Source organism: Achromobacter sp. FW305-C-28 (assembly GCF_058783235.1).
This window is the reverse complement of record NZ_JBYSYL010000014.1, coordinates 87,348-105,020: the sequence shown is the minus strand read 5'-3', so window position 1 is coordinate 105,020 and position 17,673 is coordinate 87,348. Positions and strand designations below refer to the sequence as shown.

Genomic DNA, 17,673 nt, shown 5'->3' with positions numbered 1-17,673 from the left:
TGCAGGCACTTTAGGAAAACCGGGGTGACCCGGTTCTGTCGCGCAGATTACTTCTTTGTAATGTTGGGTCCGGTGGGGGCCGGCCCGCGCAGGGTAATGCCGACCACCGTGCCGTCGGGGCCGGAGGCCGCGTCGACCTCGCCGCCATGCATGCGGGCGATGGCGCGCACGATGGCCAGCCCCAGCCCGTGGCCTTCGCTACGCGGCGCGCGGGCCTGGCCCGCGCGAAAGAAGCGGTCGAAGATGCGGGGCAGGTCGGCCGCGGGAATGGGCTCGCCCGGGTTGCGCACTTCGACCCGCGCGCCTTGCGGCTGCGCTTGGCAGGCCAGCACGATTTCGCCGCCGCGGGGCGTGGCCTTGATGGCGTTCGAGATCAGGTTGGCCAGCGCGCGGCGCACCAGGCCGGGGTTGGCGGCCACGATGGCGTCGCCCTCGCAGCGCAGCGCCACGCCGCGCTCTTCCAGCGCGGCCTCGTAGAAATCGGCCACCCGCCGCGCTTCGGCGGCCAGCGAGACTGGCACCGGGTCAGCCGCCCGTTCGCCGCGGTCGGCACGGGCCAGGAACAGCATGTCGTTGACCAGCGTCTTCAGGTCTTCCAGCGTTTCCAGGTTGGATTCCAGCGCTTCGCGCAGTTCGTCGGCGTCGCGGCCGCTGGACAGCGTGACCTGGGTGCCGTTGATCAGCGTGGCCAGCGGCGTGCGCAGTTCGTGGGCGACGTCGGCGTTAAAGCCTTCCATCTGCTGGTAGGCGGCCTGCAGCCGTTCCAGCGTGCGGTTGAAGGACAGCACCAGTTCGTGCAGTTCGCGGTCGGTGTCGCGCAGCGGCAGGCGCAGCGCCAGATTGTCGGGCTGGATGCGCGCGGCCTGTTCCGACAGGCGGCGCGTGGGCGCCATGCTGCGGCGCACCGCCCAGGCGGCCAGCACCACGGTGGCGCCCACCCACAGCGCGCAGATCAGCGCCAGCGCGGTGCCGTAGGCGTACAGGAACTGCGAGCTGGTGCGGGTGCTGACCGCCACGGTCAGGTGCGCGCCGGGCAGGATGCGGTCATCGACGGCCACGCGCAGGCCGCGCATGCGGTTGCCGTCGGCCAGCTGCAGCAGCACCTGCTGGTCGGGCAGCGTGTCCAGCGTTTCGGGGGCGTCGCCGCCATAGACGGGGCGGCCCTGGGCGTCGACGATCCAGATGCCCAGCTGGCTCTGGCCGGTACGCATGTCGTCAAACGTCGCGGCCAGGTCGTGCAGGCCGCGCGCGCTGTTCTGCATGTCGATCAGGTGGTTGATCAACTCCAGCTTGCCGCTGACCTCGGTGATTTCCTGGCGCTCGACTTCGCGCTTGAGCGCCCAGAACAGCGTGGCGCCGGCCAGGCTGGACACGAGCAGGGCGATGGCGCCCAGCAGCAGGGTCAGGCGCGCCTGCATCGAGCGCATGCGCGGCGGTTTCATGGGCGCGCGGACGCCGGGCGCGATTCGAGCACGTAGCCCATGCCGCGCACGGTGTGCAGCAGCTTGGCCTCGAACGGATCGTCCAGCTTGCTGCGCAGGCGCCGCACGGCCACGTCGATGACGTTGGTGTCGCTGTCGAAGTTCATGTCCCACACCTGTTCGGCCAGGGTGGTGCGCGACAGCACCTGGCCCTGGCGCCGCAGCAGCAGGGCCAGCAGGTTGAATTCCTTGGCGGTCAGGTCCAGCCGCTGGCCGCCGCGCACGGCCTTGCGCCGCGCCAGGTCCAGTTCCAGATCAGCCAGGCGGAACACGGTGGGTTCCTGCGAGCGGCCGCGGCGCAGCAGCGCCTGCACGCGCGCCAGCAACTCGGAAAACGCGAAGGGCTTGACCAGGTAGTCGTCGGCGCCGCCTTCCAGGCCGCGCACGCGGTCTTCGACGGCATCGCGCGCCGTCAGCATCAGGATGGGGGTGTCCTTGCGGGCCCGAACCGAGGCCAGGATGCCGAAGCCGTCCACGCCCGGCAGCATCACGTCCAGCACGATCAGGTCGTGGTTGCCTTCCAGCGCCAGGTGCAGGCCGTTGACGCCGTCGCGCGCCAGGTCGACCACGTGGCTTTGCTCCGACAGGCCTTTTTTCAGGTAGTCGGCGAGTTTGGGTTCGTCTTCGATGACCAGGATGCGCATGGCCGGAAATTTACCACCCGCGCCGCCGGGGCGGTGCGGATGACGCGTGCGCGACGGTCAGCTCGGCAGGGCGACGGCGATGCGGTCGGGCGGAAAGCGCAGCGTGAACAGGCTGCCCTTGCCCGGTTCGCTGCTGATGAGCAGCTCGGCGTCGTGGCGCATGGCGATGTGCTTGGTGATGGCCAGGCCCAGGCCGGTGCCGCCGACGGCGCGCGAGCGGCCGCGGTCGACCCGATAGAAGCGTTCGGTCAGGCGCGGGATGTGGCGGGCGGGAATGCCGATGCCGGTGTCCTGCACGCTGTAGCGGCCGCCGCCGTCGGCCTCGCGTTCCCAGCGCACGGTGATGGTGCCGCCGTCGGGCGTGTAGCGCACGGCGTTGGTCAGCAGGTTCGACAGGGCCGAGGTCAATTCGGTTTCGGCGCCCAGCACGTCCAGGGTGTCGTCGATGTGCCATTGCAGCACATGGCGTCCGCCCGACAGGGCCTCGATCTGCTGGCGCGCCTTCTGCAGCAGCGCGCCCATGTTGACGGCGCGCGGGTCGCTGCCCGGCGACGATTCCAGGGTCGACAGCGTCAGCAGGTCTTCGACGATGGCCTGCATGCGCTGGGCCTGCTCGTGCATCATGTCGATGTACTGCGCGCGCTGTTCGGGCGGCAGGGCGTCGGCCGGCATGTCGCGTAGCGTTTCCAGAAAGCCCGCCAGCACGGTCAGCGGGGTGCGCAGCTCGTGCGAGACGTTGGCCACGAAGTCGCGCCGCGTGGTTTCCAGGCGTTCGATCTGGGTCACGTCGCGGGTGATGAGCAGGCGCTGGTTGCTTGCGTAGGCGGTCAGCTGCATCATCATCAGCCGCTCCTGGCCGTTCTGGCCCAGGCGCACCAGGATCGGATCGGGCCAGGACGCGCGATGCGCGTATTCGACGAATTCCGGCGCGCGCAGCAGGTTCAGCAGGTTGTGGCCGCGGTCGGCCGGCAGGCGCAGCCCCAGGTGCTGGCGTGCCATGCGGTTGCACCAGTCGATCTGGAAGTCTTCATTCAGCGTCACCGCGCCGTCCGGCAGGGCCTGGGCGGCCGCCAGCATGCCTTGCATGGTGTCGCGGGTTTCGGTCAGCTCGCGGGCGCGGGCCCGGGTATAGCGGTAGAGCGGGGCGAGGATGTCGTCCCAGGGGCCCACCGAGGCGGGGGGAGAGGTGTCCGGGTGATTGGCCCAGTGGGAAACCAGGTGCAGGCGCCAGCTGCGCCAGAGCAGCATGGCGGCCAGCGCGGCGGAAAACACGATCCAGCCCGCCGGGTCTCCAATGAGCCATTGCGCCAATAGTGCCAACGCCGCCCACAGGGCGACCAGGAAGAGGGTACGCAGCCAGATCATCGTGCGGGAGTTTTACCGCGCCGGGACCTGTGCCGTAAACCGGTAGCCGCTGCCGCGCACCGTTTCCACATGGGCGTCGTGGCCGCTGGGTTCCAGCGCCTTGCGCAGGCGGCGGATGTGCACGTCCACCGTACGTTCTTCCACGAAGACGTGGTCGCCCCAAACCTGGTCCAGCAACTGCGAGCGGGAAAACACGCGTTCCGGGTGGGTCATGAAGAAGTGCAGCAGGCGGAATTCGGTGGGGCCGATCTGCAGCGACTGGCTGTTGCCCGACAGGCGGTGCGTCACCGGGTCGAGCTTGAGGCCGCCGACGTCGATCACGTCGTCGGTCAGCTGCGGCGCGCGGCGGCGCAGCACGGCCTTGATGCGGGCCATCAGCTCTTTGGGCGAGAAGGGCTTGGTGATGTAGTCGTCGGCGCCGGCTTCCAGGCCATCCACCTTGTCCTGCTCGGACCCCTTGGCAGTCAGCATGATGACGGGGACGGCGCGGGTGCGTTCGTCGTTGCGCAGCTTGCGCGCCATGGCCAGGCCGGACGTGCCGGGCAGCATCCAGTCCAGCAGGATCAGGTCGGGCAGTTCGGCGCGGATGAGGGTCTGGGCCTGGTCGGCGTCGAAGGCGCGCAGCACCTTGTGCCCCGCGAAGGACAGGTTGACGGCGATCAGTTCCTGGATTGCGGGTTCGTCTTCGACGACGAGGATAGTGCTGGACATGGCGGATAGGGCACGCTTCTGAGCGCCGGCGCGGCGCGAACATTGCGATAGTATGGCCGCAATATTTCAGGTATGTGACCGCGGGTTGCGCCAGGGGGCCGGCGGGCGGCCTGTGGCAGGCCCCGATAGGCTACCATTGGACGATATATCGGGAATTCACCATGCAAAACCCCTCCGAATCGCAACATTCCGCGGATTCCGCCTCGCAATCGACCCATTTTGGCTTCCAGTCGGTGCCGGAAACCGAAAAAGCCCGCAAGGTCGCCGAAGTCTTCCATTCCGTGGCCCAGCGCTACGACATCATGAACGACTTCATGTCGGCCGGTCTGCACCGCGTCTGGAAAGCCTTCACCATCGGCCGCGCCGCCGTGCGCCCGGGCATGAAGGTGCTGGACATCGCCGGCGGCACGGGTGACCTGGCCAAGGCGTTCGCCAAGCGCGCCGGCCCCACCGGCGAGGTCTGGCTGACCGACATCAATGATTCCATGCTGCGCGTGGGCCGCGACCGCCTGGCCGACGCCGGCCAGCTGGTACCCACCGCCGTCTGCGACGCCGAGCGCCTGCCGTTCCCGTCGGGCTACTTCGACCGCGTCAGCGTGGCCTTCGGCCTGCGCAACATGACCCACAAAGACCGCGCCCTGGCCGAAATGACCCGCGTGCTCAAGCCGGGCGGCAAGCTGCTGGTGCTGGAATTCTCGCGGGTGGCCAAGCCCTTGGCGCCCGCCTACGACTGGTATTCCTTCAATGTGCTGCCCTGGCTGGGCAAGAAGGTCGCCAAGGACGAAGCCAGCTACCGTTATCTGGCCGAATCCATCCGCATGCATCCCGACCAGGACACCCTGGCGGACATGCTGCGCACCGCCGGTCTCGAGCGGGTGCAGTACTTCAACCTGACGGCGGGCATCGCCGCCCTGCACGAGGGTGTGCGGCTGGGCTGAGCGCCCCAGGTTCAGACGGCATTTCTTTGCCCCACGGGGAACTTGTGGGGCGGCGTCTTGTCCGTTATTCTTACGTCATTCAGATTAATGTAAGAAAGTCGCGCTGAGGGCTGCACGATATCCGTGCAGCTTCCTGCTGCTCGGGGCAGCAGGGGCGTGAGTACGAGGGAGCAAAAATCCATGACCAAATTCCGTTTCTCGCGGTTTGTCGCCGCGGCGCTCATCGCCATCTCCGGCGCTGCGCTGGTGACGGCGTCATTTGACGCCGAAGCCCGCCGCGCGGGCGGCGGCTCCAGCGCCGGCCGCCAATCCTCCAACGTGACCCAGCAGCGCCAGGCCACCACGCCGCCGTCGGCGGCCAGCAACACGGCTGGCGCCACCGCCGCCCCGGCAGCCGCCGGTGCGGCCACGGCTGGCGCCGCGGGCGCTGCAGCCAAGAGCGGCGCGTCGCGCTGGCTCGGCCCCATCGCGGGCATCGCCGCCGGCCTGGGCATTGCCGCCCTGCTGTCCAGCATGGGCCTGTCCGGCGCCTTCGCCGAATTCCTGTCGTCGGCCCTCCTGATCGCCGTGGCCGTGTTCGCCGTCATGTTCATCATCCGCCGCCTGCGTGGCGCGGGTCCCCGGCCGGCGACGCAAGGCGCCTTTGGCGGCGCCAACAACGCGCCTGGCCAGCAGCCGCAGCAACCCATGTGGCGCGAAACGCTGAAGCCGGCTGCGCCGGCCGCGGCACCCGCCGCCGCCGCCGTGGCAGCCCCGGTGGCCGACCTGCCCAAGCCGGGTGAGGATGGCAACTGGTTCGTGCCTGGCGACTTCGATACGCCCGCTTTCCTGAAGCAAGCCAAGGAACAGTTCGTGCGCATCCAGGCCGTCTGGGACAGCGGCAGCACCGACCGCCTGCGCGACTACCTGACCGACGACCTGATCACCGAGCTCAAGCCGCAACTGGCCGAGCGCGGCGCCACCCCCAACAAGACCGAAGTCGTGCTGCTCAACGCCGAACTGCTGGGCATTGAAACGGTGTCCGACGGCCACCTGGCCAGCGTCCGCTTCTCGGGCATGCTGCGCGAGGCTGCCGGCGCCGAAGCCTTCCGCTTCGAAGAAGTCTGGAACCTGTTCAAGCCCGCCAACGGCGGCTGGCTGCTGGCCGGTATCCAGCAGATTCCGGTGGAATTCGCCAGCTAAGCAGGCTGGCGGTTTTCGCCAGACATCGCGGGGGCCCCTGGCGGGCCGCCCGTTGCAACCGGCCCGCCAGGGCCGGTTTTTCCATGTGCCCCGCACGCGTTCCCCCTGCGTCCGCGCAAACGGTGCCCAGTCTCCCGGGAACAGACCCTCAACTAACCCGTTACACTCCCGATTTACCCATCAACTTCGTCACCCCGCCCGCGGGGCTGCGGACCGTCATGTTGCCTTTCTCGTTTCTGCCCACTCCCTCGCGGCTGGCTGTAAACGCGCTCAACGCCCTGTTGAAGCGCGAAGACTGGGCGCGCGAACGTCTGGCCCGCCATGCCGGCAAGACCGTGCGCTTCGCGCTGGGCGGATTCACCCTGGGCCTGACCATCGACAGCGAGGGCCTGGCGGCCCAGGCCGACCCGGCCGTGGTGCCCGACGTGACCCTGACCGTCGCACCCGAGAAGCTGCCGCTGCCGCGCCTGGGCGCGACCGGTGACGCCCCTGATTTCGCCGAGGCCACGCATATCTCGGGCGACGCCGCGCTGGCCCAGGTGGTGGCGGACCTGTCCAAGCAGTTGCGCTGGGACCCCGAAGACAGCCTGGCCCGCGTGGTGGGTGACATTCCCGCGCTGCGCATTGCCGGCGGGCTGCGCGCGGCCGCCGGTGGCGCCCGCAAGGCCAGCCAACGTCTGGCCGAGAATGTGTCCGAATACCTGGCCGAAGAAAGCGGCATGCTGCTGGGCCGCCCGGCGCTGGAGCAGTGGCGCCTGGACCTGGCCGACCTGAACGCCCGCGCCGATGCCGTGGCCCGTTCGGCCGCCGCCCTGCAAACCCGTCTGGCCACGGCCGGCGCGAAGCGGGGCGCCTGATCCATGTTCCCGTTGCTGCGCCTGTTACGCATCATCCTGGTTTCGCTGCGCTACGGCCTGGACGAGCTGGTGCTGTCCAGCCTGAACCATCCGCTGGCCACCTGCCTGCTGCGCGTCATCCGCCTGGGCACCCGTCCGCGCCAGCCGCGCGGCCAGCGCCTGCGCCTGGCGCTGGAATCGCTGGGCCCGATCTTCGTCAAGTTCGGCCAGGTGCTGTCCACCCGCCGTGACCTGATTCCCGCCGACATCGCCAACGAATTGGCGCTGCTGCAAGACCGCGTGCCGCCGTTCCCGTCGGCCCAGGCGGCGGCCTGCATCGAGGCTGCGCTGGGCGCGCCGCCCGAAAAGCTGTTCGCGCAGTTCCAGGTCGATCCGGTGGCGTCGGCCTCGATCGCGCAGGTGCACTTCGCGGTGCTGCACGACGGCCGCGAAGTCGCGGTCAAGGTGCTGCGCCCGGGCATGCTCAACATCATCGAGAAAGACCTGTCGCTGCTCAAGATCGTGGCGCGCATCATCGAGCGCCTGGGCGCCGATGGCCGCCGGCTCAAGCCGCGCGAGGTCGTGGCCGAGTTCGACAAATACCTGCACGACGAGCTGGACCTGGTGCGCGAGGCCTCCAATTGCAGCCAGCTGCGCCGCAATTTCGGCCCCGAATCCGGCCGCGGCGACATGCTGATGGTGCCCGAGGTCATCTGGGAATACACCGCGTCCACCGTGTTCACCATGCAGCGCATGTACGGCGTGCCGGTGGGCCAGGTCGAGCGCATGCGCGAGCTGGGCATCGACATTCCCACGCTGGCCCGCACCGGCGTCGAGATCTTCTTCACCCAGGTGTTCACCGACGGCTTCTTCCACGCCGACATGCACCCGGGCAACATCTACGTGTCCGACCGCCCTGAAACGCTGGGCAGCTATATCGCGCTGGACTTCGGCATCGTCGGTTCGCTGTCCGAGTTTGACAAGAATTACCTGGCGCAGAACTTCCTGGCGTTCTTCCATCGCGATTACCGCCGCGTGGCGCAGTTGCACATCGAATCCGGCTGGGTGCCGCCGGACACGCGCGAAGAAGAACTCGAAGGGGCGGTGCGCGCCGTTTGCGAACCCTATTTCGATCGGCCTTTGTCCGAGATTTCACTGGGGCAGGTGCTGCTGCGCCTGTTCCAGACCTCGCGTCGTTTCAACGTCGAGATCCAGCCCCAATTGGTGCTGTTGCAAAAGACCCTGCTGAATGTCGAAGGCCTGGGGCGCCAGCTGGACCCCAACCTGGATCTCTGGAAGACAGCCAAGCCCTATCTCGAACGCTGGATGCGCCAGCGCGTCGGCATCAAGGGCCTGCGGCAGAGCCTGGAAAAAGAAGCCGTGCAGTGGTCGCAGATGCTGCCGGCGCTACCCAGGCTGGTCCATGACCACCTGAACCGCCCGAATGTATCGCCGGCCCTGTTGGCCGAGATGATCCAGTTGCGGCGGGCCCAGGAACAGAGCAACCGGCTCGTCGCGGCGCTGGTTGGAGTGCTTGCCTTGGCGATCGGGGTCGCCTTATGGGCATTGACGCGATAGGCGGCGCGATGGTGTAGTGCGATCCCCTGTCATGTTTCATTCATGAAACAGTCATCATAGCTTCGCGGGAGACGGCGAAAAATAGCGCTGCGGCGGCCAATGCAGCGTCACGCCAGCAAGCGCGTGCGCCATTCATTAATTTCTATAGCCCCACTAGCGGGACGAAAACAAGGGCAGAACATGCTTTATCCTGAACTCTTCAAGACCATGGAAGCGGTGCGCTGGAACATGGCGCACGATATTCCCTGGGGCGATTTTGATCGCAGCAAGCTCTCGGACGAGCAGGCCCAGACGATCAAGATGAACGCCATCACCGAGTGGGCGGCGCTGCCGGCCACCGAAATGTTCCTGCGTGACAATCGCGGCGACAGCGATTTCTGCGCGTTCATGTCGGTGTGGTTCTTCGAAGAGCAGAAGCATTCCCTGGTGCTGATCGAATACCTGCGCCGCTTCTGCCCCGACCTGGTGCCCACCGAAGAAGAACTGCACAACGTGCGCTTCGAATTCGACGTGGCGCCTGAACTCGAAACGCTGATGCTGCACTTCTGCGGCGAAGTGCGCCTGAACCACTGGTACCGCCGCGCCGCCGAATGGCACACCGAACCGGTCATCAAGGCCATCTACAAGACCGTGGCCCAGGACGAAGCCCGCCATGCCGGCGCCTACCTGCAATACATGCGCCGCGCGCTGCACGACCGCGGCCAGGACACCAGCGCCCAGGCCCGCCTGGCGTTTTCCAAGATCGGCGTGCTGATGGCCTCGGCCGGCCGCACGCAGCAGGCGTTGCACCCGACCAACCTGCACGTCAACAAAGATCTGTTCCCCAACGACACGGTGCAGTCGCGCCTGCCCGAACCGGGCTGGCTCGAACACTGGCTGGACACGCAGATCCGCTTTGACGGCGTCTGGGAACAGAAGGTCGCCACGCGCATCCTGCACATCCTGTCCAAGCTGATGGACCGCAGCTTCGAGTCCGTCAAGGACCTGAACCGGTACCGCAAGGAAATGACCGCGCTGGTGATGCCCAAGGAAAAGGAAATCATCCTGGCCGGCGCCTGAGTACAATCGCGCCATGCCTGCCGCCCGTTTCGAATCCAAAGTCCTGTCCCGCGACGACTGCGTCGCCGCGGTCGCTGCCGGCCGCCTGCCGCGTCCGCTGGTGTTCACCAACGGTGTTTTCGACATCCTGCACCGCGGCCATGCCACCTACCTGGACCAGGCCGCCCAGCTGGGCGCCACGCTGGTCGTGGCGGTCAACACCGACGAATCGGTGCGCCGCCTGGGCAAGGGCGAAGAACGCCCCTTGAACCGCATGGAAGACCGCGCCGCGCTGCTGGCGGCGTTGGGCTTCGTGACCGTGGTCACGTCGTTTCACGAAGACACCCCCGAAGCCCTGATCGGCCAGCTCAAGCCCGACCTGATCGTCAAGGGCGGCGACTACGACATGGAAAAACTGCCTGAAACCGCCCTGGTGAAATCCTGGGGCGGCCGCGCGGTGGCCATTCCGTTTGAGTTCGAAAGGTCCACCACGGCGCTGGTCAAGAAGATCCAGGGCGCGTAGCCACCAAGCCGGCGAGCGTCCACGAAAAAGGCGGCCTGCGGGCCGCCTTTTTTCATTGAGGGACAAATCAGCGCGGTTCGCGCAGCAGCCGGTTGATGGCGTCCAGGTCGGTTTCGGCCAGGATGCCGCTGGTGGCCTTCAGGCGCAGCCCGGCCAGCACCGTGCTGTAGCGCGCCAGCGCCAGGTCGCGCTGGGTGGCGTAGAGCTGCTGCTGGGCGTTGAGCACGTCCAGGTTGATGCGCACGCCGACTTCGTAGCCGGTGCGGTTGGCCTCGACGGCGGCGCGGCTGGATTTTTCGCCGGCTTCCAGGGCCTGGATGCGGGCCAGCCCGCTGGTCACGCCGGTGTAGTACTGGCGGGCCGCCTGCACGGCCTGGCGGCGTGCGGCCTCGAAGTCATAGCGGGCCTTTTGTTCGAGCTGCACTTTTTCAGTGACCTGCGACGACACGCCGCCGCCCGAATACAGCGGAATCGACAGCACCACGCCGATGCTGCTGTCGATGGGCTTGCCTGGCGCGCCGTTGCGCATCACGGCGTCGCTGGCGCTGCCGCTGGTGGCGCGCAGATTCAGGGTGGGGTAGTGGCCGCTCTTGGCGATCTGGATTTCGCGCCCGGCGATACGGGTCAGCAGTTGGGCGCGCAGCACGTCCAGGCTGGAGGCCTCGGCCTGGGTGCTCCAGTCGGCCACACGGGCCGGCTGCGGCGCGGGCAACTGCACGCCTTGCGGCAGTTCGGCCAGGGCGCCGGGCGGAGTACCGATGATCTTGGCGAGTTCGTCGCGGCGCACGTCCAGGTCGTTCTGCAGCCGCAGTTCCTGGGCCACCACCAGGTCGTAGCGCGCCTGCGCCTCGTAGGTGTCGGTGATGGTGGCGTTGCCCAGCTCGAAGTTGCGCTTGGCCGATTCCAGCTGGCCGGCCACGGCGGCCTTTTCGGCTTCGGTGGCCGACAGGGTGTCCTGGGCGTACAGCACGTTGAAGTAGGCGTCGGCCACGCGCAGCAGCAGGTCCTGGTAAGCCTGTTGCAGCTGGACTTCGACGTCGGCGACGATCAGCTTGGACTGCTCGAAATTCTGCCAGCGGCCCCAGTCGAACAGGGGTTGGGTCAGCGCCAGGTCCCAGATGCCGCGGCCGCCGCTGTAGGCGACGCCGCCGCGGGTGCTGCGGGTTTGCTGGTAAGCGCCGCCGGCGCCGGCCGACACTTCGGGCAGCAGCAGGGCGCGGGCCTGGGGTTCTTTTTCCAGGCCGGCGCGGTAGTTGGCGCGCGCCGAGGCGTAGAGCGGATCATTGCCCAGCGCGGCCTGCCAGACCTGCAGCAGGTTCTGCGCGGACGCGGGCGACGGGCCGACGCTTGCGGCGGAGGTAAAAACCAGTAAAGCCGTAAGCAGTCGGACGCGCATGATCTGTCAGGAGGAGGGGTGTTGCTCCAGGAAACCCGGGGTCCCGTTGCCGGCCGGCGGACGCGGGGCGGAAGGGAGGGGCCGGCAGGGCCCCACCCCAAGGGGACTCAGAACTTGAACTGCGACACCGTCGCGCCGCGCAGGGGCTTGATGACCGTTTCGAACAGATTCACGGTCTCGAAGCTGGCGGCGGTGGTGCGGGTGATGCGACAGGCGGTCATGACGGGGGCCTGGCCCACGACGACCACCAGGCGGCCGCCCACGCGCAGCTGGTACTTCAGCGCGTCGGGCACGACCGGCACCGAGCCGGTGACCAGGATGGCGTCGTATTCGGTGGAGCCCCAGCCGTTGCGGCCGTCGCCGGTTTCGACCTTGACGTTGGTGACGTTGTTCATCTGCAGGTTCTGCTGCGCGAACGTGACCAGGCGGCTGTCGATTTCGACCGAGGTGACCTGTTGCGCCAGGTAGCCCAGGAGGGCGGCCTGGTAGCCCGAGCCGGTGCCGATTTCGAGCACGCAGTCGGACTTGCTCAGTTGCAGTTCCTGCGCCAGGCGGGCTTCGACCTTGGGGGCGAGCATGGTCTGGCGGGTGTTGACCGCGTTGATTTCCAGCGGCAGTTCCAGGTCGGAAAATGCCAGGGCGCGCAGGGCGGGCGGCACGAATTGTTCGCGGCGCACGTCGAACAGCGCTTGCAGCACGTTGGCGTCCAGGACGTCCCAAGGGCGGATCTGCTGTTCCACCATGTTGAAGCGGGCTTGTTCTACGTCGGGCAGGGTCGAAGCGTTCATGACGGTCAGAAAAAACAGAGGAATCAACTGACCATTGTACCGATTCGTAGCGTCCTGTGACGCGCCGGGGGCGACAGAGAAGTTACAGGCCGGACTGACCGTTCAGCCTTACCGGCCTGTACACCGGCCAGGTCCGCACGGGGCCTGGTGGATGTAACCGCCCGCAGGCGGATACGGCCAGTGGCCGCACCCGCCTGCCGGGGCTTACCACCAGCCGTGGAAGTGGTGCACCGGGCCGTGGCCGGAGCCGACCGACAGGCGCTCGGCGTGGCGGATGGCTTCGGTCAGGTAGGCCTTGGCGCGACGGGCGGCCTCGGGTACGTCCTCGACCTGGGGCAGCAGGGCGGCCAGGGCGGCCGACAGGGTGCAGCCGGTGCCGTGGGTATTGGCGGTTTCGATGCGGTGGCCGGGCAGCTCGATCATGCGGTCGCCGTCGTGCAGCAAGTCGATGGTCTCGTTGCCGGGCAGGTGGCCGCCCTTGACCATCACCCAGCGCTGGCCGGAATGGGCCATCTTGTTGCGCAGGCGCTCGGCCACACGGCGCATTTCCTTGACCGTTTCGACGGGCCGCTCTTCGAGCAGCACGCCAGCTTCGGGCAGGTTGGGCGTGAGCAGGGTGGCCTGCGGCAGCATGGCTTCGCGCATGGCGCCGACGGCCTCGCGTTCGAGCAGCAGGTCGCCGCTCTTGGCGACCATCACGGGGTCCAGCACCACGTGGGCGGGAACCCACTTGGCCAGCTTTTCGGCCACCACCTGAATGACCGGCTTCTGGCCCAGCATGCCGATCTTGACGGCATCGATGCGCACATCGGTGAACAGGGTGTCGATCTGCAGACCGACGAAGTCGGGCGGCACGGGCGAAATGCCGGTGACGCCCTGGGTGTTCTGGGCGGTCAGGGCGGCGATGACGGCGCAGCCATAGGCGCCCAGGGCGCTCATGGCCTTGACGTCGGCCAGAATGCCGGCGCCGCCCGAGGGGTCGACGCCCGCGATGGTCAGCGCGTTGGGAATGCGGCGCTCGCTGGCGGCCGATTGGCGGCTGCTCATTTTGCAGCGCCCGGGGCGGCGGTGATCAAGCCTTCAGTGGGCGAGCTGGGCGCGCCGCTGTACAGCTTTTTGGGCATGCGGCCGGCCAGGAAGGCCTCGCGGCCGGATTCCACGCCCTTTTTCATGGCGCTGGCCATCAGCACCGGGTCGCGCGCGGCGGCGATGGCGGTGTTCATCAGCACGGCGTCGCAGCCCAGTTCCATGGCGATGGCGGCGTCGGACGCGGTGCCCACGCCGGCATCCACCACCACCGGCACGCGGGCCTGGTCGATGATCAGACGCAGGTTCCAGGGATTCAGGATGCCCATGCCCGAGCCGATCAGCGAGGCCAGCGGCATGACGGCCACGGCGCCCAGGTCTTCCAGCATGCGGCACTGGATGGGATCGTCGGTGCAATAGACCATGACCTTGAAGCCTTCGTCGACCAGCGTCTTGGTGGCCTTGAGGGTCTCGGGCATGTTGGGGAACAGGGTGTGCGAGTCGCCCAGCACTTCCAGTTTGACCAGGTCATGGCCGTCGAGCAGTTCGCGCGCCAGGCGCAGCGTGCGCACGGCGTCGTAGGCCGAATAGCAGCCGGCGGTGTTGGGCAGCAACGTGAACTTGGACGGCGGCACGTAGTCGAGCAGGTTCGGTTCGCCGGGGTTCTGGCCGATGTTGGTGCGGCGGATGGCGACCGTGACGATTTCGGTGCCGCTGGCGTCCAGCGCCGCGCGGGTCTGTTCGAAGTCCTTGTACTTGCCGGTGCCGACGAGCAGGCGCGACGAGTAGGCGCGGCCGGCGATGCTGAGAGTGTCTTGAGTGGTCATGGCGGTGTTTCAAAGAGCGGGCGCGCGCTGCGGGACCCGCGGGGGCTGGCTGATGATCAGAGGCGGATCAACGGGTCGATCTCGGCGGGTTGATCACGGTTACGCGAATCATAAAGCACCGGGGGCGGGCGCCGTTCCAGAAACCGCGCTTCCTGCATGGCCTGCGCGGCTGGGGGCCGGTTGTCCCGTACCGGACTCGCGTCGGCCGCCGCGGGCAGGATGCGCCTGCCTACGGCGCGCGCACGCGGTCCAGGTCCACGCACAGTTGTTCGGCGGCGTCGACCAGCCGTGGACCGGGGCGGTACAGCGCGTCGGCGTCGATGCCGTACACATGGCCGGCCGCGGCCGCGGGCAGGCCCATGCCGCGCCAGGCAGCCAGGTTGCGGGCGGTGTCGGCGGGCGTGGATACGCCGGCCAGCACGGCGTCGGGGCGCGCGGCCAGCACGTTTTCCAGGCCCACCTGCGGCGCCACCACGGGTGCCTGGGCGAACACGTTGACGCCGCCGCACAGACGCAGGGCGTCGCTGACGATGCTGGCGTGGTTCAGGGTGTAGATCGGGTCCAGGCCCGCTTGCACGAACACGCGTACGGGCTTGCGCGACGCGTAGCGCGCGGCCAGGGCGTCGAGCCGGCCGCGCAGGGCGCGGGCGGCGGGGCCGGCGGTGGCTTCGGTGCCGAACAGGACGCCGAACCGCTCGATGGCCTCGGGAATGGCGGCCAGCGTCTGCGGATCGCTGTAATAGACGGGCACGCCCAGCTTGTCCATGACGCGCACCAGCGGCGCGGCGGCCGATGGCTGCCAGGCGATGACCAGGTCGGGCCGAACGGAGGCTACGCGTTCGGGGTCGGGCTGGGTGCCGTCGCCGATGACGGGCAGCTGGCGGGCGGCGGGCGGATAGTCGCTGCCGCGGATGGTGGCGATCAGGTAGCCGCCGGCGCCCGCGGCGTAGACCAGCTCGGTGGCATGCGGCGCCAGGGTCACCGCGCGGCGGGCCGGGGCGGCCAGGTCGACGGTGCGGCCGCGGTCGTCCTGCGCGTGGATCGCGGTGGCATCCGCCGCGTTCGAAATGGCCGGTCCGAAGACCGGCAGCAGGCCCAGGAGGGCGGGGCAAAGCGCGCGGAGAAGTTTCATGGGGGCAAAAAAAAGTCGGCGCGAAGCGCCGACTATATCGGATGGCTGGCAAGAACCTCGGTCAGGCGGCAGGCAGGCATGGCGCCACGCTGTCGCGTAACCGGGTTCGCGGCCGCGCGGCTTAGTAACGCACCGTCAGCGAGGCGTAGAAGTTGCGGCCAGGTGCGGGGTACAGGTTGTAGTTGGCAACCGGGCCCAGCATTTCGAACGACGCATTGCCGCCGCGGATGCCGTAGGTGGCGTACTTGCGGTCCAGCAGGTTGTTCACGCCCAGCGCGCCTTCGATGTTGCGGGTGAACTTGTAGGCCACCTTGGTATTGAAGAGCACGTAGGCATCCAGTTCGGTGTCGAACTGGTTGGCCTGGTCGTTGTCCATGCGCGACTTGCCCACGTATTGCGCCGACACGTTCCACAGGAAGGCGTCGGTGGGGCGCCAGGTCACGCCGGCGTTGGCCAGCCACTTGGGCGCCAGCGGCACGGTCTTGCCCGACAAGTCCACGCCGGCATAGGTGCCCGAACGGAATTGCGCTTCCATCCAGGTCACGTTGGCGTCCAGCGTGATGCTGCTGGTCAGGGCGTGGTGGCCTTCCAGTTCGATGCCTTGGCGGCGGGTCGGGTCCAGGTTGGTGTTGGCGCCGGTGCCCGGGCCCCACATGCCGTCGGCCAGCGGGTTGTACTGGATTTCGTTGGTCAGGTCATAGCGGAACCACGACAGGCGGGCGCTGCTCTTGTCCGAGGCCCAGGTCACGCCCAGTTCCTTGTCGGTGGACGTCTGCGGGGCCAGCGGCGACTGCACCGACAGCGCTTCGTCGGCGTTGGGCAGGCGGAAGCTGCGGCCGACCTTGCCGTACAGGCCGAAGCCGGCGGCCAGGTCCTGGCGCACGCCCAGCTGCCAGGCGGTCAGGTGGCGGCCCTTGTCCGATTCCTCGCCCGAACCGGAAATCACTTCCAGCTTGTCCGAGGCGTATTGGCGGCGCACGCCCATGGTGACGTAGGTGCTGTCGGTGGCGCGGATCTGGCCTTCGGCGAACAGGCCGTACTGGTGCTGGCGCGACTGCCACTTGGACGGCGCGAAGTCGTAGTAGGCGTTCTGGTCGGCGGTGGTTTTGGCTTCTTGCGCGTCGGCGCCGAACACCACGCTGTGGCCGCCATTGATCGGCAGGCGGTAGCGCAGGCTGGCCAGGTTTTCTTCCAGCTTCTGGTCGCGCAGCGTGTCGCCGAAACCGTCGTACGACAGGCCGTTCAGCTTTTTCTCGCGGGTCGAGGCGTCGGCGTACAGGGTGCCCACGCCAAGCTGCTGCTCGACCTGCAGGCCGAACGTGGTGGTCGTCGTCTTGACGTAGTCGACCTTGTTCTTGGACCCGCGCGGGTCGCTTTCGAACTGGTTCTCGCCGGTGGTCGGGTTGATCAGGCGCGGGCCCGGCAGGTCCAGCTTCTGCGTGGTGGTGTTGCCGTACAGGCGGATCGAGCCGTTGTCGTGGCGGAAGGTCACGCCGCCGCCGCCGCCGTCGCGGCGTTCGCCGCTGTGGTCGCGATAACCGTCGCTGCGCAGCGACTGCATGTAGGCGTCCACGCCGACCTTCTGGTTGTTCATGGCCACGGCGGCGTCATATTGACGCAGGCCGTAGCTGCCGAAGGTGGCGGTGGCGCGGGCGGTCACTGGTTCTTTCGAGAAATCCTTGCGCGTGATGATGTTGATCACGCCGCCGGTCGTGCCGCCGCCGTATTGCACCGAACCGCTGCCGCGCACGATTTCGACGCGTTCGACCTGGTCCAGCGGCACCACGCCCAGGCTGGGCGCCGACAGGTCGTTGGTGTTCTGCTTGACGCCGTCGATCATAATCAGCGTGTTGCTGGCGCCGGTGATGCCGAAGCCGCGCAGGTCGACGATGGCGTTGTCGCTGGCGCTGCTGGTGTTGATCAGGTGGATGCCAGCCTGGGTCGACAGCAGGTCCTGCATGGTGCGCGCGCTGCTGGCGGCGATGTCGTCGGCCGTGATGACCGAAATGGACACGGGCAGGGTGCGGCCGTCGGTCGGCACGCGTTGCGCGGTGACGGTGATGGCGTCGAGTTCGGACGGGGTAGCGGGGGTAGCGGCTTGCTGGGCTGCCGACAGGGCGGGAGCGGAACAGAGCAGGGCGCCGGCGTAGCGCCGGATGGAGCGGGATTTCATCTACGTAACCTCGATGCGACCCGCGACCCCGCAGG

The 17,673-nt window shown here is 67.9% G+C and carries 16 protein-coding genes; 6 read left to right on the top strand and 10 right to left on the bottom strand.

The window, feature by feature from the left end:
- Positions 1 to 47 precede the first annotated feature (47 nt).
- Genes AC3WMR_RS26735 through phoB form a run of 4 tightly spaced genes read right to left on the bottom strand, consistent with a single transcriptional unit; the run spans position 48 to position 4,201 of the window.
- The gene (locus tag AC3WMR_RS26735) at positions 48 to 1,442 is read right to left on the bottom strand and encodes a heavy metal sensor histidine kinase (protein WP_492266763.1); all 1,395 of its coding nucleotides are present in this window, start codon (positions 1,440 to 1,442) and stop codon (positions 48 to 50) included.
- Complete coding sequence (locus AC3WMR_RS26730; RefSeq protein WP_492266762.1) at positions 1,439 to 2,125, bottom strand: heavy metal response regulator transcription factor; 687 nt, start codon at positions 2,123 to 2,125, stop codon at positions 1,439 to 1,441. The genes AC3WMR_RS26735 and AC3WMR_RS26730 overlap by 4 nt, the downstream gene beginning before the upstream one ends.
- A 57-nt stretch (positions 2,126 to 2,182) precedes the next feature.
- Positions 2,183 to 3,490: a phosphate regulon sensor histidine kinase PhoR gene (phoR, locus tag AC3WMR_RS26725; RefSeq protein WP_492266761.1), complete on the bottom strand. Its 1,308-nt coding sequence runs from the start codon at positions 3,488 to 3,490 to the stop codon at positions 2,183 to 2,185.
- A gap of 12 nt (positions 3,491 to 3,502) precedes the next feature.
- Positions 3,503 to 4,201, bottom strand: coding sequence for a phosphate regulon transcriptional regulator PhoB (gene phoB, locus AC3WMR_RS26720; protein WP_006386862.1), 699 nt, complete (start codon positions 4,199 to 4,201; stop codon positions 3,503 to 3,505).
- A 161-nt stretch (positions 4,202 to 4,362) separates the two neighbouring features.
- Between phoB and ubiE the strand changes: the two genes are divergently transcribed.
- From ubiE to rfaE2, 6 genes are all read left to right on the top strand, one after another.
- The gene (gene ubiE, locus AC3WMR_RS26715; protein WP_025135566.1) at positions 4,363 to 5,139 is read left to right on the top strand and encodes a bifunctional demethylmenaquinone methyltransferase/2-methoxy-6-polyprenyl-1,4-benzoquinol methylase UbiE; all 777 of its coding nucleotides are present in this window, start codon (positions 4,363 to 4,365) and stop codon (positions 5,137 to 5,139) included.
- Between the two features lie 180 nt (positions 5,140 to 5,319).
- Positions 5,320 to 6,321, top strand: coding sequence for a Tim44 domain-containing protein (locus AC3WMR_RS26710; RefSeq protein ID WP_492266760.1), 1,002 nt, complete (start codon positions 5,320 to 5,322; stop codon positions 6,319 to 6,321).
- Positions 6,322 to 6,539: 218 nt separating this feature from the next.
- Complete coding sequence (locus tag AC3WMR_RS26705) at positions 6,540 to 7,178, top strand: ubiquinone biosynthesis accessory factor UbiJ (RefSeq protein ID WP_492266759.1); 639 nt, start codon at positions 6,540 to 6,542, stop codon at positions 7,176 to 7,178.
- 3 nt (positions 7,179 to 7,181) lie between these two features.
- Positions 7,182 to 8,735, top strand: a complete 1,554-nt coding sequence (gene ubiB, locus AC3WMR_RS26700; protein WP_492266758.1) for a ubiquinone biosynthesis regulatory protein kinase UbiB — start codon at positions 7,182 to 7,184, stop codon at positions 8,733 to 8,735.
- 180 nt (positions 8,736 to 8,915) lie between these two features.
- The gene (locus AC3WMR_RS26695) at positions 8,916 to 9,794 is read left to right on the top strand and encodes a ferritin (protein ID WP_025135570.1); all 879 of its coding nucleotides are present in this window, start codon (positions 8,916 to 8,918) and stop codon (positions 9,792 to 9,794) included.
- A 13-nt stretch (positions 9,795 to 9,807) separates the two neighbouring features.
- Complete coding sequence (gene rfaE2 / locus AC3WMR_RS26690) at positions 9,808 to 10,296, top strand: D-glycero-beta-D-manno-heptose 1-phosphate adenylyltransferase (protein ID WP_025135571.1); 489 nt, start codon at positions 9,808 to 9,810, stop codon at positions 10,294 to 10,296.
- A 67-nt stretch (positions 10,297 to 10,363) separates the two neighbouring features.
- Here the strand turns inward: rfaE2 and AC3WMR_RS26685 are convergent, their stop codons facing one another.
- From AC3WMR_RS26685 to AC3WMR_RS26660, 6 genes are all read right to left on the bottom strand, one after another.
- Positions 10,364 to 11,692 (bottom strand): TolC family outer membrane protein, encoded by a 1,329-nt coding sequence (locus AC3WMR_RS26685; protein ID WP_492266757.1) that lies wholly within the window; start codon positions 11,690 to 11,692, stop codon positions 10,364 to 10,366.
- 107 nt (positions 11,693 to 11,799) lie between these two features.
- The gene (locus tag AC3WMR_RS26680) at positions 11,800 to 12,480 is read right to left on the bottom strand and encodes a protein-L-isoaspartate O-methyltransferase family protein (RefSeq protein WP_006386870.1); all 681 of its coding nucleotides are present in this window, start codon (positions 12,478 to 12,480) and stop codon (positions 11,800 to 11,802) included.
- A gap of 204 nt (positions 12,481 to 12,684) precedes the next feature.
- Positions 12,685 to 13,527 (bottom strand): bifunctional hydroxymethylpyrimidine kinase/phosphomethylpyrimidine kinase, encoded by an 843-nt coding sequence (thiD, locus tag AC3WMR_RS26675; RefSeq protein ID WP_492266756.1) that lies wholly within the window; start codon positions 13,525 to 13,527, stop codon positions 12,685 to 12,687.
- Positions 13,524 to 14,333 (bottom strand): thiazole synthase, encoded by an 810-nt coding sequence (locus AC3WMR_RS26670; protein WP_492266755.1) that lies wholly within the window; start codon positions 14,331 to 14,333, stop codon positions 13,524 to 13,526. The genes thiD and AC3WMR_RS26670 overlap by 4 nt, the downstream gene beginning before the upstream one ends.
- A 229-nt stretch (positions 14,334 to 14,562) precedes the next feature.
- On the bottom strand, positions 14,563 to 15,465 hold the full coding sequence (locus AC3WMR_RS26665; RefSeq protein ID WP_492266754.1) for a cobalamin-binding protein: 903 nt from the start codon (positions 15,463 to 15,465) through the stop codon (positions 14,563 to 14,565).
- A 121-nt stretch (positions 15,466 to 15,586) separates the two neighbouring features.
- A complete protein-coding gene (locus AC3WMR_RS26660; RefSeq protein WP_492266753.1) occupies positions 15,587 to 17,638 on the bottom strand; it encodes a TonB-dependent receptor in 2,052 nt (683 codons plus the stop codon).
- Positions 17,639 to 17,673: the final 35 nt, after the last annotated feature.

Excerpts from the sequence above, each read along its gene's own strand:
- AC3WMR_RS26735 (WP_492266763.1), bottom strand. The coding sequence starts at position 1,442 with ATGAAACCGCCGCGCATGCGCTCGATGCAGGCGCGCCTGACCCTGCTG.
- AC3WMR_RS26730 (WP_492266762.1), bottom strand. The coding sequence starts at position 2,125 with ATGCGCATCCTGGTCATCGAAGACGAACCCAAACTCGCCGACTACCTG.
- phoR (WP_492266761.1), bottom strand. The coding sequence starts at position 3,490 with ATGATCTGGCTGCGTACCCTCTTCCTGGTCGCCCTGTGGGCGGCGTTG.
- phoB (WP_006386862.1), bottom strand. The coding sequence starts at position 4,201 with ATGTCCAGCACTATCCTCGTCGTCGAAGACGAACCCGCAATCCAGGAA.
- ubiE (WP_025135566.1), top strand. The coding sequence starts at position 4,363 with ATGCAAAACCCCTCCGAATCGCAACATTCCGCGGATTCCGCCTCGCAA.
- AC3WMR_RS26710 (WP_492266760.1), top strand. The coding sequence starts at position 5,320 with ATGACCAAATTCCGTTTCTCGCGGTTTGTCGCCGCGGCGCTCATCGCC.
- AC3WMR_RS26705 (WP_492266759.1), top strand. The coding sequence starts at position 6,540 with ATGTTGCCTTTCTCGTTTCTGCCCACTCCCTCGCGGCTGGCTGTAAAC.
- ubiB (WP_492266758.1), top strand. The coding sequence starts at position 7,182 with ATGTTCCCGTTGCTGCGCCTGTTACGCATCATCCTGGTTTCGCTGCGC.
- AC3WMR_RS26695 (WP_025135570.1), top strand. The coding sequence starts at position 8,916 with ATGCTTTATCCTGAACTCTTCAAGACCATGGAAGCGGTGCGCTGGAAC.
- rfaE2 (WP_025135571.1), top strand. The coding sequence starts at position 9,808 with ATGCCTGCCGCCCGTTTCGAATCCAAAGTCCTGTCCCGCGACGACTGC.
- AC3WMR_RS26685 (WP_492266757.1), bottom strand. The coding sequence starts at position 11,692 with ATGCGCGTCCGACTGCTTACGGCTTTACTGGTTTTTACCTCCGCCGCA.
- AC3WMR_RS26680 (WP_006386870.1), bottom strand. The coding sequence starts at position 12,480 with ATGAACGCTTCGACCCTGCCCGACGTAGAACAAGCCCGCTTCAACATG.
- thiD (WP_492266756.1), bottom strand. The coding sequence starts at position 13,527 with ATGAGCAGCCGCCAATCGGCCGCCAGCGAGCGCCGCATTCCCAACGCG.
- AC3WMR_RS26670 (WP_492266755.1), bottom strand. The coding sequence starts at position 14,333 with ATGACCACTCAAGACACTCTCAGCATCGCCGGCCGCGCCTACTCGTCG.
- AC3WMR_RS26665 (WP_492266754.1), bottom strand. The coding sequence starts at position 15,465 with ATGAAACTTCTCCGCGCGCTTTGCCCCGCCCTCCTGGGCCTGCTGCCG.
- AC3WMR_RS26660 (WP_492266753.1), bottom strand. The coding sequence starts at position 17,638 with ATGAAATCCCGCTCCATCCGGCGCTACGCCGGCGCCCTGCTCTGTTCC.